Source organism: Calditrichota bacterium (assembly GCA_013151735.1).
Classification (GTDB): Bacteria; Zhuqueibacterota; JdFR-76; order JdFR-76; family BMS3Abin05; genus BMS3Abin05.
The window spans coordinates 1-15140 of the sequence record JAADHR010000018.1 but is presented as its reverse complement, the minus strand read 5'-3'; the positions used below and the strand labels follow the sequence as shown (position 1 = coordinate 15140).

At 48.7% G+C, this 15140-nt stretch carries 14 protein-coding genes; all 14 read left to right on the top strand.

All coding sequences use genetic code 11. The annotated features are described in order from the left end of the window. Window positions 1–460: 460 nt before the first annotated feature. The 14 genes from GXO76_01165 to GXO76_01100 all read left to right on the top strand — a co-directional run bounded on the left by GXO76_01165 (window position 461) and on the right by GXO76_01100 (window position 14607). Window positions 461–1669 (top strand): BamA/TamA family outer membrane protein, encoded by a 1209-nt coding sequence (locus GXO76_01165; protein NOY76455.1) that lies wholly within the window; start codon window positions 461–463, stop codon window positions 1667–1669. Beyond that, window positions 1669–2970, top strand: coding sequence for a hypothetical protein (locus tag GXO76_01160; protein ID NOY76454.1), 1302 nt, complete (start codon window positions 1669–1671; stop codon window positions 2968–2970). Before GXO76_01165 ends, GXO76_01160 begins: the two co-directional genes overlap by 1 nt. Before the next feature lie 427 nt (window positions 2971–3397). Then, window positions 3398–4144 (top strand): 16S rRNA (uracil(1498)-N(3))-methyltransferase, encoded by a 747-nt coding sequence (locus GXO76_01155; protein NOY76453.1) that lies wholly within the window; start codon window positions 3398–3400, stop codon window positions 4142–4144. Window positions 4145–4170: 26 nt separating this feature from the next. After that, window positions 4171–4515 carry a histidine triad nucleotide-binding protein gene (locus tag GXO76_01150; GenBank protein NOY76452.1) on the top strand — a complete coding sequence of 115 codons (345 nt, stop codon included), beginning with the start codon at window positions 4171–4173 and terminating at the stop codon, window positions 4513–4515. A gap of 150 nt (window positions 4516–4665) precedes the next feature. Next, complete coding sequence (locus GXO76_01145; GenBank protein ID NOY76451.1) at window positions 4666–4932, top strand: hypothetical protein; 267 nt, start codon at window positions 4666–4668, stop codon at window positions 4930–4932. A gap of 112 nt (window positions 4933–5044) precedes the next feature. After that, window positions 5045–6049: a patatin gene (locus tag GXO76_01140; protein NOY76450.1), complete on the top strand. Its 1005-nt coding sequence runs from the start codon at window positions 5045–5047 to the stop codon at window positions 6047–6049. Continuing rightward, complete coding sequence (lysA, locus tag GXO76_01135; GenBank protein ID NOY76449.1) at window positions 6042–7313, top strand: diaminopimelate decarboxylase; 1272 nt, start codon at window positions 6042–6044, stop codon at window positions 7311–7313. Before GXO76_01140 ends, lysA begins: the two co-directional genes overlap by 8 nt. Continuing rightward, a complete protein-coding gene (locus GXO76_01130; protein NOY76448.1) occupies window positions 7310–8581 on the top strand; it encodes a glycosyltransferase family 4 protein in 1272 nt (423 codons plus the stop codon). Before lysA ends, GXO76_01130 begins: the two co-directional genes overlap by 4 nt. 226 nt (window positions 8582–8807) lie before the next feature. Further along, a complete protein-coding gene (locus GXO76_01125; protein ID NOY76447.1) occupies window positions 8808–9578 on the top strand; it encodes a hypothetical protein in 771 nt (256 codons plus the stop codon). Window positions 9579–9660: 82 nt separating this feature from the next. Beyond that, window positions 9661–11373, top strand: a complete 1713-nt coding sequence (gene polX, locus GXO76_01120; protein NOY76446.1) for a DNA polymerase/3'-5' exonuclease PolX — start codon at window positions 9661–9663, stop codon at window positions 11371–11373. 66 nt (window positions 11374–11439) lie between these two features. Continuing rightward, window positions 11440–11976, top strand: a complete 537-nt coding sequence (locus tag GXO76_01115) for an alcohol dehydrogenase catalytic domain-containing protein (GenBank protein NOY76445.1) — start codon at window positions 11440–11442, stop codon at window positions 11974–11976. Continuing rightward, the gene (locus GXO76_01110) at window positions 11895–12440 is read left to right on the top strand and encodes a zinc-binding dehydrogenase (GenBank protein ID NOY76444.1); all 546 of its coding nucleotides are present in this window, start codon (window positions 11895–11897) and stop codon (window positions 12438–12440) included. Before GXO76_01115 ends, GXO76_01110 begins: the two co-directional genes overlap by 82 nt. A gap of 59 nt (window positions 12441–12499) precedes the next feature. After that, window positions 12500–14209 carry a thiamine pyrophosphate-binding protein gene (locus GXO76_01105; GenBank protein NOY76443.1) on the top strand — a complete coding sequence of 570 codons (1710 nt, stop codon included), beginning with the start codon at window positions 12500–12502 and terminating at the stop codon, window positions 14207–14209. 17 nt (window positions 14210–14226) lie between these two features. Continuing rightward, a complete protein-coding gene (locus tag GXO76_01100) occupies window positions 14227–14607 on the top strand; it encodes an SCP2 sterol-binding domain-containing protein (protein NOY76442.1) in 381 nt (126 codons plus the stop codon). Window positions 14608–15140: the final 533 nt, after the last annotated feature.

Sequence of the window (15140 nt, the reverse complement as noted above, 5' to 3'; positions counted from 1 at the left end):
TTGTATTTTCTGTTTTGAAGGCAAGTCGGTTTTGATCGTTTTATTTGAAGAATTACAACGAGTCATCGTGGTAATTGTGTTGAGAATAGCCGAAGCGGGGAAGCGGGTAAGTCCCCTCTAATAAGAGGGGATTTAGGGGTGTGTTTTTTGAATCTTAGTTTTTCTCACAATGATTCTTCGAGGAACAGATTACACACCCCGTCCCCGCCAGCTGGCGGAGACACCCCTCTCAAGAGGGGATTTTGGCGGGGCGGCGTGAAAATGGATATTTCATTACCCGGGGTGTTGTTTACTGAGAATAATAAATCCTTAAACAAAACTCAAAGCGGCAGGAGATGCGTGACACGCACAGAATACGGGCAAAAATCACCGAAATTCAGAGTCCGGTTGAGCCGTTAAAAAATGGTTAGTAAGAGGTTAATCTGGTTTTGAGTTATTCGTTTTCGTTTTGGGAGGACGTATGAAAGCTTTCCGTAGATTTATTTTTATTGGTCTTTTAATTGGAACAGGCGCGGCTTCAAATATGATTTTAGCGCAAATTCAATTTACAATCCCGAAGGAAGTGGAGCCCGTGCAATTCAATCAACGCACCGACATCTCGTCGTGGAATCACTACAATCGTGTAGAAGGCCTTTTTGCGGGATTGGATGTGACACTTGTTCCGTTTTCGAAGAAAAAAGTGGCACTGGCCGGCGGAGCAGGCTACGGATTTGCGCTCAAGGCGCCGCGATATCACCTGTTTGGCATCGCCGATTTTGGCAAGGAAAATCACATTCAACTGGGAGCCGGCTATTTCAATCATACCGTATGCAATGAAGCCTGGATCATTGGAGAAATTGAAAACAGCTTTGCAGGGGTTTTACTGCACGAAGATTTCATGGATTATTATGCCCTGAAAGGATGGCAAGGCTGGGCGCAATTTCAGGTTAAAGACCGCTTCACGCTTCGGGGGTTATTTCGGGCGGCTGAGTATGGGAATCTGAAGAAGAGCACCGACTGGAGTCTTTGCCCGGCCAAACGGAAAAAATTCCGTTCAAACCCCGGAGTTGCGGCAGGAAAAGAGAATCTGGTTCGCCTGTCACTCATCTTCGATCGATTGGATAACCCGATTTACCCCATGAAGGGCATTTATGTTCAGATAGCGGGTGAGCGGTCAGTTCTGCCGGCGAACACGACATTTTCTGATTACATGGGCGCTTTTGCCACGCTGCGCTGGTTTCAGCCAACCGTTGAAAATCAGAAGGTGTCCCTTCAACTTCGTGGCGCGAAGGTCTGGAATGCCGCCTATCTTCCGCAGCATCTGATTGATTTTGGAGGAATTGGTACACTTCAGGGATATCCCTACAAGGCATTTAAGAATGCCTCAGGGGTGCTCCTGGGACGCGTCGTGTACGGCTTCGAGGGGGATATTATGAATTCCCCGGTGTTTTCGTGGATTCCCTTTTCAGATATGATCGAATTATCGTTTTTTGCGGAGGCCGGAAAAGGGTGGTTTCCCGAAACCTGGAACTCGGTGGTTTCCCCGCCAAAGACGTCGATTCCCTTCAAGTATGATGCCGGATTGTCTCTTTCCATTTCCGGCGATTTGATTCGACTGGACCTTGGCCACCCCATTCACGAAAAAGAAGGGCAGTGGCGTGTAACCATGAGGATATTGCCTCGATGGTAATGGAAAAAAAAGGTAAACAAATTCTTGCCATTTTCGGGCTTGCCATGACTCTCTTTTTTGTCCGTCCCGCCATTTGCCAATCTCTTTCTGCTTTGCCGGATTCCATTCGGATTGCTCGTGTGATTGTTGTTGGAAATGTTCACACAAAAACGCCTATTATTTTGAGGGAACTGGAATTTCGTCCCGGAGACACCGTCAGCAAAAGGAATCTCATTCTGGCAAAAAAACGAATTGAAAATCTCTATCTTTTTAACCGGGTGCAATTTGTGTTTTTGAGGGATGAAGGAAAAACCGATCTCAAAATCGTGGTTACCGAAAGATGGTATATTTTTCCGATTCCTATTCTGAATTTTAATGAACACAGTTTTTCAAAGATTTCCTACGGTGGGGGAGTGGTTCACTACAATTTTCGGGGTCGGGCCGAAAAATTATTCTTTCTGGGCTGGGCCGGATTTAACCCGGGATTGAAATTCGCCTATCGGAATGATTGGTTTGGCGGGGAGAAGCGGTATTTTACATCATTTTTCCTCCATTCGATTCGGGTGACAAATCATACAAACAGGTTTACTGATTTAACCTCTCTTTCAAGACGCGCTCTTTTTCGCTTTGGAAGACGTTTCGGAATCTATCGTTATGTGGGTTTCCAAACGAAAATTGAGCAGGTAAACCCGTCAAATCCTCTGGCCGCCATTCATTCTTCCGGCAGGGATTTGTGGGGACAGGTGGGTGTTTTCCTGAAATACGATAGCCGCGATTTGCACGAATACCCATTGAATGGCTATCTGGCAGAAGTGAGTCTGGCACACGCCTGGCTGAATCAAAGCCATCGCACCTCCCAATCCCTTTCTTACGATATCCGGGCCTATCGTGACATTCACTCAATTATCCTTGCAGGTCGTACGGCCGGTGCGTTTCGCACGGGAACCATTCCCGTGTATGAACACATCTTTCTCGGTTATGACCAGCGAATCCGCGGTCATTTTTTTGAATCATACGAAGGAGAAAATCGCGTTCTGGCATCGGCAGCCTTGCGGTTTGCCCTTGTGCCCAAACGCTACTACAATTTGTCCCGGAAAACCGCTTCGCTCAAAGAACTGGAGTTTGCCGTTTACGGTACACTTTTCAGCGATACGGGATTGGTATTCAACCAGAGGCGGGAGGTGGGGATCCGGCATTTCCAGAGCGGTTTTGGGGTGGGTCTGAATGTTTTATTGCCCTATTCAAATAGCCTGCGATTTGAATACGCCTGGAATGAATCCTTGCGCGGCCAGTTCATTTTTGACGGGGGCGTTGCTTTTTAGCCTGTATGATTCATAAATTTTTGCCACGAAGACCCCATATCACAAAGGTTATTATAATTAAAATAATTAGCGATTTAAAACTCAATCTATTTTAAATCGTTTTCCTGCTTCGCAATGACAACTACTCATTTTTTCCTGAAAAAAGGACTTTTGATACGGCCCTGAGCGAGGGAGCGGGTTGAAAAGGATTCTTCAAGGCGGGAAAAAAGTGGCACAAGAAGTCGCGAGAGATAAAAAAGGAACAGAGCAAGGATTCAAAAAAACCAACTTTTTGCTTGAATTTTTTGGAAAAGAGTGTAAATTCTAATAGGGCTTTCACACGCTTTGGTACGGGGCTACCCTTTTTGCATAAGGGGCAATATTGTGTGCAGCTTGACTAACTGGCGATTGAATGTTTCCTTTTTTGATTTAAGGGCGGCTTGTAAAAATGGCCCATTATGAAAGTTTTTTTGTTCATCCTGAGGATGTTCAGGGTAATTTTCTGATCATTCGGGGAGATGAATTTAAGCACCTCGTAAAAGTATTGCGAAAACGTGTTGGGGATGTATTAATTGCCGTGGACGGGCATGGAAATTCCTACGAATTTGGGATTATTTCCATTGACAGGGATTTTGTCCGGGGAGAAATTCAAAAAATATGGCGGCGCAGAAATGAACCCCTGACGCATATTATTCTGGTCCAGGCAATGATTAAAAACCCGCGGTTCGATTGGCTGCTGGAGAAGGCGACGGAATTGGGGGTGAGTACATTTCTGCCCATATCTTCTGAATTTACGATTGTTGAACCGGACAAGAACCGCCTTAGGCGTTGGAACCGGATCGTAATGGCCGCCATTAAACAAAGCGGGCGTTCGGTGCTTCCCGGAATTAGTGAACCGCAGCCATTTGAGGAGGTTTTACAGCAGCTAAAAGCGGTTCCCGTGAAGATCCTCCCCGAAATGGAGGGGAAGTCTTCGATCCGATCGGTTCTTCAGGCCTATTTGAAAATGAAACGCCTGCCTCCGAGAGAGGTGGCGATCCTGATTGGTCCGGAGGGCGGGTTTAGCCCGGCAGAAATTCAACGTGCCAAAAATGCGGGATTTGAAACGGTGTCACTGGGATCACGGCGTCTTCGCTCCGAAACCGCGGCTATTGCGGCCAGCTGCCAGGTACTAACCCTTTTGGACGAATTGTAATCGACTTTAATATGGGAGGATAAGCAATGGTTGACTGTGTGTTTTGTAAAATTATCGCTGGCGAGTTGCAGGGAGAATTTGTTTATCAGGACGATGAAATCGTCGCCTTCCACGATATTAATCCCCAGGCTCCCATCCATGTGCTCATTGTTCCCAGAAAGCATATCGCCAGTCTGAATGATGTAGATCCCCAGGATGTTCCCCTGATTGGCAAGATGGCGGTGGTGGCGCAAAAAATTGCAAAAGAATTTGGCGTGGCGGAAACAGGCTATCGGCTTGTGTGGAATACCGGCGAAAATGCGGGACAATGGATTTACCATGTGCACATGCACCTGCTGGGCGGACGCCGAATGACTTGGCCTCCCGGTTGATTTTTCAGACGGTAATTGAGAGCAACGCCGGTTGTTGGAACGAAAAGCTCCAAAAAACCTTTGTTTTTGCTTGGAAAAATTAGTACATTAATTTTCGTAAACAGGTCTAATTTGTTCCTCAATCGTTGCTCCTTAAGAAAGGTGGCCAAAATGTTTGAAGATTCTCAAATATTTTCAAGTGCTCCCGAAATTGATGGTCAGGTGTATCGATGCGAGGCCGGTTGTATTCATGTTAATGTACATAACCTGAATATTCGATTTGAAGAAGATGAATTTTTGATTTTTGGATATATGATTAATGAAGCCCTGGAAAAGGTTTCCGGCATCGACATGGATGCCCTCTATCGCATGTTAAATAAACGGAAATTGAATCCACCGGCGTCCAATTCCACTCCTGATACCCCGTCAGAAAAATAAGGGGTCATCGGAACGTATTTTGTAATAAGACGGCTCATGGCCGTCTTTTTTATTGGTGCGTGAGAAGTGTTTTCTTGTTTTTTGGAAAAGAGAGGTTGTTTTCGGAAAAAACATGGCATTAAATTCCCCCAAAATTGCCCTTGCCCTCGGAAGCGGTTCTGCCAAGGGACTGGCTCACATTGGAGTGATTCAAGTTCTTGAGGAGAATCACATTCCGATTTCGGCCGTGGCGGGTACAAGTGCCGGGGCGTTTATTGGGGCGTTGTGGGCTGCGGGATTGTCGGGGGAAGAAATGGCCCGCATTGCCTGTTCCATGAACTGGAAAACAACGGCGCGAATGTTTCTGCCCACATTTCCAAAATCAGGCTTGATTGCCGGTCAGCGGATTCAGAAATTTCTGCAGACATTTATTGAAGAGGTGGAAATCGAAGAGCTGCGCATTCCGTTTGCCTGCGTGGCAACCGAACTTTCATCGGGACATGAAGTCATATTCAATAAGGGGAGCATTATTCCCGCCGTTCGGGCAAGTATTTCAATCCCGGGCATTTTTGCTCCTGTCCGCTATGAGGATCGCTTTCTGGTGGATGGCGGATTGGTGAACCCGGTTCCGGTGAGCGTGGCAAGAAGGTGGCCGGTGGATGCGGTGATTGCGGTCAATGTTATTCCGAAAGTGGAGGAAAAGGCCAAGTTTCTTTATCTGAAAAAGGCACGGAGGAAAAGGCGGGCCGTTGCCAAAAAATTGCCGGAGATTATTCAAACCTCCTTAAAAAAGCTGGAGCACAAGGAAATTTCCCAGGACGTCCTTCAGGAAAAACTCATTAATGTTTTAAATCGATTAAAGGAATACGAAAACCCGCATCCGGCAATTGTACCGGGAATCTTTACGGTTATGCTTCAAAGCCTGACTATTGCCGAGAACACTATTTGTGAGCTGCGTCTGCATCAGAATCCGCCGGAAATTTTACTGGAACCCAATCTTGCCGATGTGCAATTGCTGGAATTTTTCAAAGCCGAACGCATTATTCAAGCAGGACGGGAAATCACCCAAAAACATCTGCCCGAAATTACCAGTCTGGTGACTCAAATCAATGAAAGGATAACTGAAAGTGGTGCGTGATTTCTACTACAAAGACAACACATTGTTTGCCGAAGATGTGCCCCTGACCGAAATTGTGTCCAAGGTGGGGACGCCCGTTTATGTGTACAGCAAGCGTCATTTTATTGAACGGCTGCGATCCGTTGAAAAGGCTTTTGGGGGGCAGGAGCATCTGACATGTTTTGCGCTCAAGGCCAATAATAATCCGGAAGTGCTAAAGCTGTTTGCCCGAGAGGGGGCCGGCGCCGATGTGGTTTCGGCCGGGGAATTGGCCATGGCCCTGGCCGCCGGTATTCCGCCGGAAAAGATTGTCTTTGCCGGTGTGGGCAAGCGAAATGATGAAATTGCATTTGCGCTGGAAAAATCCATCCGGGCATTTAATGTGGAATCGGAACAAGAACTGGAGGTCATCAACGAGATTGCGGGTCAGGTGCAGCGGAAAGCGCCCGTCAATATCCGGGTCAATCCGGATATCGACCCCAAAAGTCACCCCTACATTTCAACCGGAATGGCCAAGAATAAATTTGGCATTGCCATCGGAAAATCCTACGCCGTTTTTGAAAAGGCAGCGGCCCTGCCGAACATCCGGCTCCTGGGTGTTCACAGCCACATTGGTTCCCAGATTCTCTCTGTCGATCCCTTTGTGGAAAGTGCCCGGTCGTTGCGCAAACTGGTAACCGACCTGAAACAGGCGGGAATTGCCCTGACGGTAATTGACATGGGCGGCGGGTTGGGTGTGGACTACAACCGGGTTATCGACGAGCCATTATACGAACCCCGTGAGCCGGCGGAGCCGCCGACTCCCGCGGATCTGATGCGCGCCATTTTGCCCCATTTAAGCGATTTGGGGTGCACCCTTATTTTTGAACCCGGCCGCTTTTTAACCGCAAACGGCGGAGTTTTGTTGACGCGTGTGCTGTACCGGAAAGAAACGAGCTTAAAGAAATTCGCGATTGTGGATGCCGGCATGAATGACCTGATCCGGCCGAGCCTGTATCAGGCCTACCACCGGATTGTCCCCGTTGAAAAACGACCGGAACGAGAGATGATGTCACTGGATATTGTGGGACCGATTTGTGAATCGGGAGATTTTTTCGCTAAAGACCGCCCTCTTCCGGAGGTTCGCAGAGGCGATCTGCTGGCCATTTTATCAGCCGGCGCTTACGGTTACACCCTATCCTCTACTTACAACGGACGTCCGCGCATTCCCGAGGTTTTGGTGGACGGCGCGTCCTTTACCGTGGTGCGGGAGCGGGAAACAATTGATGATTTGATTGGAAGATGAAACCGGTTCTTATCATAGCCTACTATTTTCCTCCGCTGGGAATGGGCGGTGTGCAGCGCGCGGCAAAATGGGTTAAATTTCTGCCGGGCTGTGGATGGCAGCCCCATGTGGTGACGGTAAAGGATATTGTTTATTATGCTTACGATTACACGCTGTTGGAAGACGTTCAAAACCAACCGGTTTACCGCACGGGTTCCCTCGACCCCGCACGGATTTTGGCCAAATTCAAAAGGGGAAATCCGACCGGTTCGGGCGGGAAAACAACCCTTCCCTCGAAGGGCGTTGGGCTGGCCCGCCTCTTTTTCATCCCGGACAGCAAAATTGGCTGGTACCCCTTCGCCTGGAGGGCATTGGTGCATCTTGTGAAGCGCATCCGGCCGGCTGCCGTTATTTCCACGTCGCCTCCGCTTACCGCGCACCTGTTGGGGATGAAAGTGAAAAAGAAATTTGGTATTCCCTGGGTTGCTGATTTTCGGGATTACTGGCTGGGCGGAGAGTACCTCTACGCACCGACGCCGCTCCACCGCGTCCTGCACGATAGATGGGCCCGGGCGGTTATTCGAACAGCGGATGCGGTCGTGGCTGTCTCGGAACCGATTCGCCGGTCTTTGATGGCATTGGATCGGGATCATGCCGAAAAATTTTTCGAGCTTCCCAACGGCTTTGATCCGGATGATTTTCAGGGAACGGCACCCAGAAAATTCCTCCAAAAAACCCTGCTGTATCTGGGCTCTCTGGGGGGAGCAAATGATCCGTCGCTGTTTTTTCAGGCGATCAAGAATGTGAGGCGAAAAAATCCGTCCGTTTTGTCGGAGTGGCAATTCCTCTTTGTGGGGGAAGACATTTCTGCTGTAAAGTGCCCTCCCGAAATTCGGGAAATCTTACAGTTTGCGCCCTACGTGACCCACAAAGACGCCATCGGCTTTCTAAAAGGGGCCTCGGCTTTGCTTTTTACGTTGTCCGCGGAGGTGAATCCCGGCATGGTCACAGGAAAGCTGTTTGAGTACATGGCCAGTGGAAAACCCATTTTTGCCATTTCCCCGGAAGGTGTGGTTGCTACAAAAATGCTTCGCTCGTACAATTATGGCAGGCTCATTACGGATTTCAATCCGGAGACTATTTCAAGAGAATTGGAAAGCTTTTTAAGCGAAGATTTTGGAGGAGAACCCCCGGAACGGCTCCGTGTGTTTCAGGAAACGTATTCCCGGAAAAATCAGACGAAAAAACTGGCAGCTATTCTTAATCAAATTGGTTCCCGACCTGAATAATTCATTAGCCGCAAAGTCACGAAAACGCAAAGGCAGAATAGACAAAAAGGTAAATAAATAAGTCATTGAAACAGAAAACTACGCAAAACGAACCGAGTTTCAACTGGCTAATTATTTTGATTGGAATACCCTTTGCGCCTTGGGGGGCTTCGTGGTGAAAGTTTATGAATAATGGAGGCTAAAAAACAGAAACATAAAAAGGGCGAAGATGATTCAAAACAGGAAGATGCGGCGCGTAAAAAATCTTCCCGAACCCCGGCCGCTGGTCGTGGGGCACCGGGGAGCCCCTCTGGAATTTTTGGAGAATACAAAGGACAGCTTTCAGCGCGCCATGGATTTGCACGCGGATATGATTGAGCTGGATGTTCAGGAGACCGCGACGGGAGAGGTTGTTGTGTTTCACGATGAAACCCTGAAGCGGCTGGCTCACAATTCAGAAGAAATCAAAAAGACATCCTGGCAGGAGTTGAACGGGATTGATATCCAATCGTTTAATAATAAGAAGTTTGGAAAAGAGAAAATTCCTCTTTTTTCGGATGTTCTGAAAATGCTGAATCACCGTATTTTATTGGATGTGGAGATTAAGGGGTTGGAGCTTCGAAAAACGGACCTGGTGGTCCAGGTGGTTCGTCTTATCGAAGAAATGAATCTGGAGGACCGCGTTATCATTTCATCCTATAATTTTATGGCGCTTGTTTATGTGCATCAAATGAATCGGCGCATTCGTACCGCTTTTTTAACGGATTACCCCAATTTTTATTTTGCCATTGAAGCTTTTATTCCCCCCAAATACCGGCCCTACGGCCTGGTTTTTTATTTCAGACGAACCGATGAACGTGTTCTCAAACGCGCGCAGCGCGATTACATGGTGATGGTCTTTACAGTGGACGAAGAAGACGACATGAAAAGGTTTATCCGATGGGGGGTGGACGGGATTATTACCAACCGTCCCAAATTATTGAGGCGCCTGGTGGATGATTGGCGCAAGCCGCATTGAAGTTTCATCGGAAAGCGAAAAGGATTGGGTCTTTAAAAACAGGGCATTTACACAACGATTTGAAAAATAGAGGAATCCAGCCATGAAGAACCGAACCATTGCGACGATGTTCGAGAAAATTGCGGATGTTCTTGAATTTCAGGGCGAAATTCCATTTAAGGTCAATGCGTATCGAAAGGCCGCCCGTATTATCGGGGATATGCAGGAGGATATTGAGGACGTCTGGCGGGAGGGACGCCTCAAAGACATCCCCGGAATTGGAACGGCTCTCGCGTCCAAAATTGAAGAATTTCTGACCACCGGTAAAATGAGCAAATACGAGGAAGTGGTCTCATCCGTGCCTGCCGGATTGATTGAGTTGCTGGAGATTCAGAATATGGGGCCCAAGACGGTCGCGCTGGCCTACAAAAAACTGGGCGTGGAAAACCTGGAAGATCTGAAACGGGTCATCGCCGATGGCAGTCTGGCGCAGCTGCCCGGGATGGGGCAAAAGAAGGTCGAAAATATCTTGAAAGGGATTGAGTTGCACGAACGAGCGCAGGAGCGGATTTCCATTGGCGTGGCTCTGCCTCTGGTAGAAGAACTGATTTCTGAACTCAAATCCCGAACCAACCTTGAAAAAATTCAACCCGCCGGTTCCACCCGCCGAATGAAAGAGACCGTAGGCGATATTGACATTCTGGTTGAAACGGACCGGGGTGCGGATATTATTCAAACCTTTGTCCACCTGCCGCAGGTCACACGGATTCTGGCAGCGGGCGATACCAAGGGAAGTGTTATTGTTGAAGATCGGATTCAGGTAGATTTGAGGGCCATTCCAAAGGAATCGTACGGGGCGGCCCTTCAATATTTTACCGGTTCCAAAGCTCATAATATTCACCTTCGGGAAATCGCCAAGAAGAAGGGTCTCAAGATTAATGAGTACGGTGTTTTTCGAGGGGACGAAAAAATTGGCGGCGCGGAGGAGCAGGATGTTTACCATGCTTTGAATCTGGACTGGATTCCGCCGGAGATGCGCGAAGACCGGGGCGAGATTGATCTGGCGGCCCGACATCAGCTGCCCCGGCTCATCGAACAGACGGATATTCAGGGGGATTTGCATGTGCATTCCAAATGGAGCGATGGAGGGGCGACCATCGAGGAAATTGCCCGGGCAGCGCTGGCAAAGGGGTATCGCTACATTGCTATTTCCGATCACTCCAAATCCGTTAAATATGCCAGAGGCCTGGAGGAAGAACGGCTGCTGCAGAAGCTGGACGACATTAAGGCCGTGCAGGAAAAAATCCCCGAAATTAAAATTCTGGCAGGCGCCGAGGTGGACATTCTCTCCGACGGAACCCTGGATTATCCCGATGAGATTCTGGCCCGACTGGATATTGTGATTGCGGCCATTCATCAGGGATTCAAACAGCAGGTCACGGAACGCATGCTCGCCGCAATGGATAATCCGTACGTCTTTATCATTGCCCATCCCACCGGCCGCTTAATTTCCAAGCGGGAGGGGTACATCATGGAATTGGACAGGGTAATGAAAAAAGCGGCGGAAACCGGCACCGTGCTGGAAATTAACTCCTATTATGACCGGCTGGATTTGTCCGATATGAATGCCCGCCGGGCCCGGGAAATGGGAATTAAGCTTTCAATAAATACCGACACCCACCAGTTGTATCAATTGGATATGATCAAACTGGGTGTGGGGGTGGCGCGCCGGGCCTGGCTGCAGCCAAAAGATGTCATTAATACGTATTCCCTGGACGAATTGCTGAAAGTAAGGGATCAAAAGCGGAACAAATAAAAATTCCTTCCTTTGATTTTCTTCGTTCCCGGGAGATTTGCCTGAATCCAGAGAGGAGTGTAAAAAATGAAAGCAGCCGTTTTACAGGATATTGGGGAAATTGCTGTTTCGGAGGTTCCCGTCCCGGATCCCGAACCGGATGAGGTTCTGATTGAGGTGGCGGTTGCCGGCATTTGCGGGTCGGATGTACACGGATATTCGTCTGGATTATACGAACCCGGAATAATCATGGGCCACGAGTTTTCCGGGACGATCGTTGATCTTGGAAAAAATGTGACACGGTTTAGAAAAGGCGATCGGGTCACCTCACATCCTATTCTTCCTTGTGGAAAATGCACGTTTTGTCAGGAAGGCAAAATCAACCTTTGCGATGACATGGGAACAATCGGCATCACCCATCCGGGAGCCTTTGCCGAGTACATTAAGGTTCCCGAAAGAAATGTGTATTCAATCGGCGCGGCAGATTTTTCCAAAGCCGCCTTTTGTGAACCCCTCTCGGTTGTGCTGCACGCGTACCAAAAATCGGGAATTCGGCCCAACGACAAAACCCTGGTATTGGCGGGGGCACCATTGGAAACCTGCTCGTACGTGTTCTCAAATTAAAGGGCGTGAAACAGGTTGTGCTTTCGGAACCGCATCATTATCGCAGAGAAATCGCTTCCAAATATGCCGATGCCGCTTTTAATCCCCTTCAAAAAGACCCAATGGATTTTTGCGAGGCCCATTTTGGACAGCTGCCGGATGTTGTGTTTGAATGCGTGGGAATTCCCGCCACCATTCAAGAGGCGGTTCAAGACGTGATCAAAGGCGGAAAAGCGGTCATTTTGGGTGTTTCAACGGAACCGGTGGAGATGGATTTCCTGGACATTATGTACAATGAAAAATCGATTCAATCGGTTTACTCGTGCACCAATGAGTTTGAAGAAGCGGTGGACCTCATTCGCACCGGCGCCATCGATCCGACGGATTTGGTCACCTCAGAAATTGCACTTTCGGAGATCTCTGAGAAGGGGTTCAAAAAATTAATGCGTGAAAATCAGGATATAAAAATTTTGGTGAACCCATAAAATTTCCGGCGCGTCAGAAGTGCCGGGAATTTCGAGGCGTTCAAAATAGAGGAGGTCTTATGAGCAAAATAAGCGGAGCAGAGGCACTGTTAAAGGCGCTTCTCATGGAAAAGGTTCGTTTTGTTTTTGGTATTCCGGGCGGGCAGTGGATTCCGTTTTTGGATGCCATTCATCGCCTGGGCAGAAAGGAAGGCCTGGAATTTATTATGACGCGTCACGAACAGGCTGCCGCTCACATGGCGGATGCGTACTCCCGGCTGACCAATGAGGTAGGCGTTTGTTTGGGCACAGTGGGGCCGGGGGCCGTGGATTTGGTTCCCGGGGTTTTTGAAGCCTTCTCGGAGAGCAGTGCCGTTCTGGCGCTGACCGTGCAGGTACAAAGCTGGAAAGCGTACCCGGATACGGGATCCACGCAGTATTGCGACCACAAGGGCCTCTTCGAGCCTATTACAAAGTGGAATGCCGTTGTCTCGCACTGGAGGCGAATTCCGGAATTGGTTCAGCGGGCCTTCCGGACAGCCCTCAGCGGAACGCCCGGCCCGGTACATCTGGATATTCCGGTGGATGTGTTGTTTTATGAAGGCGATGCCGACGAGCTGGTTTTTCTTCCGCCGGAGAACTATCGTATTCAGGAGAAACCGGCACCGTCACCCCAGGTCATCGATCAGGCGGTAGAACTGATTCTGGCATCGGAAAATCCGCTCATTCATGCAGGCGGCGCCGTTCAGCGTTCGGCCGCTTTTCAGGAATTAAAGGACCTGGCGGAGCGGTTGCAGGCGGCGGTTACCACCACCGTTTATGCACGGGGGGTCTTTCCAGCCAGTCACCCGCTTTCATTCATACCGATGGGATACGGGGCAATCTCCGCTCAGGCCGAGGCCGACCTGGTGATCGATCTGGGAGCCCGCCTCTGTGCGATGGATATGTGGGGCCGGGAACCGGGATGGGGAACGCCGGAAGAGCAAAAACTGATTCAGGTGGATATTAATCCCGAGTCCATTGGGCTGAACCGAAAGGTGGACCTGGCCATTCAGGCAGATGTGGGTGAGTTTCTGCGCGCCTTGTTAAAGCGATTGGAACAAAAGGGAGTGAAACGGGACAAGCCCAACGAACGGCTGGAGCTGTATCGGGATACGGAGAAGGCCTGGCTGGAGGAATTCCTGGAAGGAGCCGCTTCGGATGCCGTTCCGATTCATCCCCTTCGGGCGGTAGCCGAATTCAAAAATTATTTTCCGGAAGATGCCATTGTGGTGCTCGATGGAGGAAATTCGCAGGTTTGGGCGACGTATTTGATTCGCATGAACAGGCCATTTAGCTTCCTGGCGCAATCGGACAGCGGAATGCTCGGCGGAGGCTTGCCAAAGGCCCTGGCTGCCAAATTGACTTTCCCTGATCGCCCGGTGTATTTATTGACGGGTGATGGCGCTTTCATGTTTAATGTTCAGGAATTGGAAACCGCCCGTCGGCTGAATCTGCCAATTGTTGTGGGCATTCTTAACGATCGGGCCTGGGGAATGATAAAAGCCGACCAACCGGACGGTCGCCATATCGGTGTTGATTTTTACGACGTGGATTTTGCAAAGGTTGCCGGGAATTTTGGCTGGTACGGTGAGCGGGTGAACGAGCCGTCAGGGATTCGGGAGGCTTTGGATCGGGCGGCAACATCCGGCGGCCCTGCGCTGTTGGATATTTTAATTGATCCGGAGACCAATCTTAAGGTCCCCGATCTGGAAACCCTCGATGGTATTTGGTTGGATGAAGTCATTTAAAACGGAGGACGAATGCTATGTTATTAGGATCCAAAGAGTGGTGGGACAAAGCGATGGAAATCGTTAATTCTGACGAAGAATACTACCGGCTTGCAAAAGACATTAACAAAAGCTACACATTCAAAGTGCTTCCCGAACCGGAAAATGGAATTAATGATCCTATCATCATGGGCTACAAAATTGAAAATGGGAAATTAACGGATCATTGGGAAGACGATCGTCCCACGGATTTTGTAATCTCGGGACCTTACAAGGTCTGGTATCAGATTATTAAGGGAAAACTGGGCCCTGTAAAAGCCATGACCATGCGGAAACTGAAAGTGAAAGGCTCCTTGCCGGAGATGCTTGAAGTACAACAAGGCAACACTGAGATGGGTCGATCTTTTGCGGACGATTGATACGGATTTTCACGGGAATTACGAGTAATAGCGTGGAGTCAGTCTGAAAATTTTGGACCCACGAATTTCACGCATTTTCACGAAGTGATTTTGTTGAAATTGAATCCATTTAATTCTTGTGATTTGTGATTTTTAAGGTGAACTCATTTATGCTTTAATTTCATATTAGCCTTGCAAAGGCCTTTAGGGTTGTAAAATATGGTATGTAAATCGCTGAACAAATCCATATATGGGGCCTTGCATTAGGCAGAGCCTACGCAAAGGATAGTCGTCAATAAGCAGCGAAGTCCCCTCTATTAAGAGGGGATTTAGGGGTGAGTTTTTTCACTCCCTGCCTGTTCTTGGGGTGATTTTGAAAGAAAAAGATGACACACCCCGATCCGCCTCCGGCGGATCACCCCTCTCAAGAGGGGATTTTTATAGGGTTGCGCTAAGATAAATGTCCCGTTGCTCAGGGAGTCATTTGATAGATAAATATACGGTAATTTCTATCCTGCACGGAATGGATTTGGGGTGAAGAACCGCGGACAATT

Coding starts and splice junctions, on each gene's coding strand:
- GXO76_01165 (NOY76455.1), top strand. CDS start 461: ATGAAAGCTTTCCGTAGATTTATTTTTATTGGTCTTTTAATTGGAACA.
- GXO76_01160 (NOY76454.1), top strand. CDS start 1,669: ATGGAAAAAAAAGGTAAACAAATTCTTGCCATTTTCGGGCTTGCCATG.
- GXO76_01155 (NOY76453.1), top strand. CDS start 3,398: ATGGCCCATTATGAAAGTTTTTTTGTTCATCCTGAGGATGTTCAGGGT.
- GXO76_01150 (NOY76452.1), top strand. CDS start 4,171: ATGGTTGACTGTGTGTTTTGTAAAATTATCGCTGGCGAGTTGCAGGGA.
- GXO76_01145 (NOY76451.1), top strand. CDS start 4,666: ATGTTTGAAGATTCTCAAATATTTTCAAGTGCTCCCGAAATTGATGGT.
- GXO76_01140 (NOY76450.1), top strand. CDS start 5,045: ATGGCATTAAATTCCCCCAAAATTGCCCTTGCCCTCGGAAGCGGTTCT.
- GXO76_01130 (NOY76448.1), top strand. CDS start 7,310: ATGAAACCGGTTCTTATCATAGCCTACTATTTTCCTCCGCTGGGAATG.
- GXO76_01125 (NOY76447.1), top strand. CDS start 8,808: ATGCGGCGCGTAAAAAATCTTCCCGAACCCCGGCCGCTGGTCGTGGGG.
- polX (NOY76446.1), top strand. CDS start 9,661: ATGAAGAACCGAACCATTGCGACGATGTTCGAGAAAATTGCGGATGTT.
- GXO76_01115 (NOY76445.1), top strand. CDS start 11,440: ATGAAAGCAGCCGTTTTACAGGATATTGGGGAAATTGCTGTTTCGGAG.
- GXO76_01105 (NOY76443.1), top strand. CDS start 12,500: ATGAGCAAAATAAGCGGAGCAGAGGCACTGTTAAAGGCGCTTCTCATG.
- GXO76_01100 (NOY76442.1), top strand. CDS start 14,227: ATGTTATTAGGATCCAAAGAGTGGTGGGACAAAGCGATGGAAATCGTT.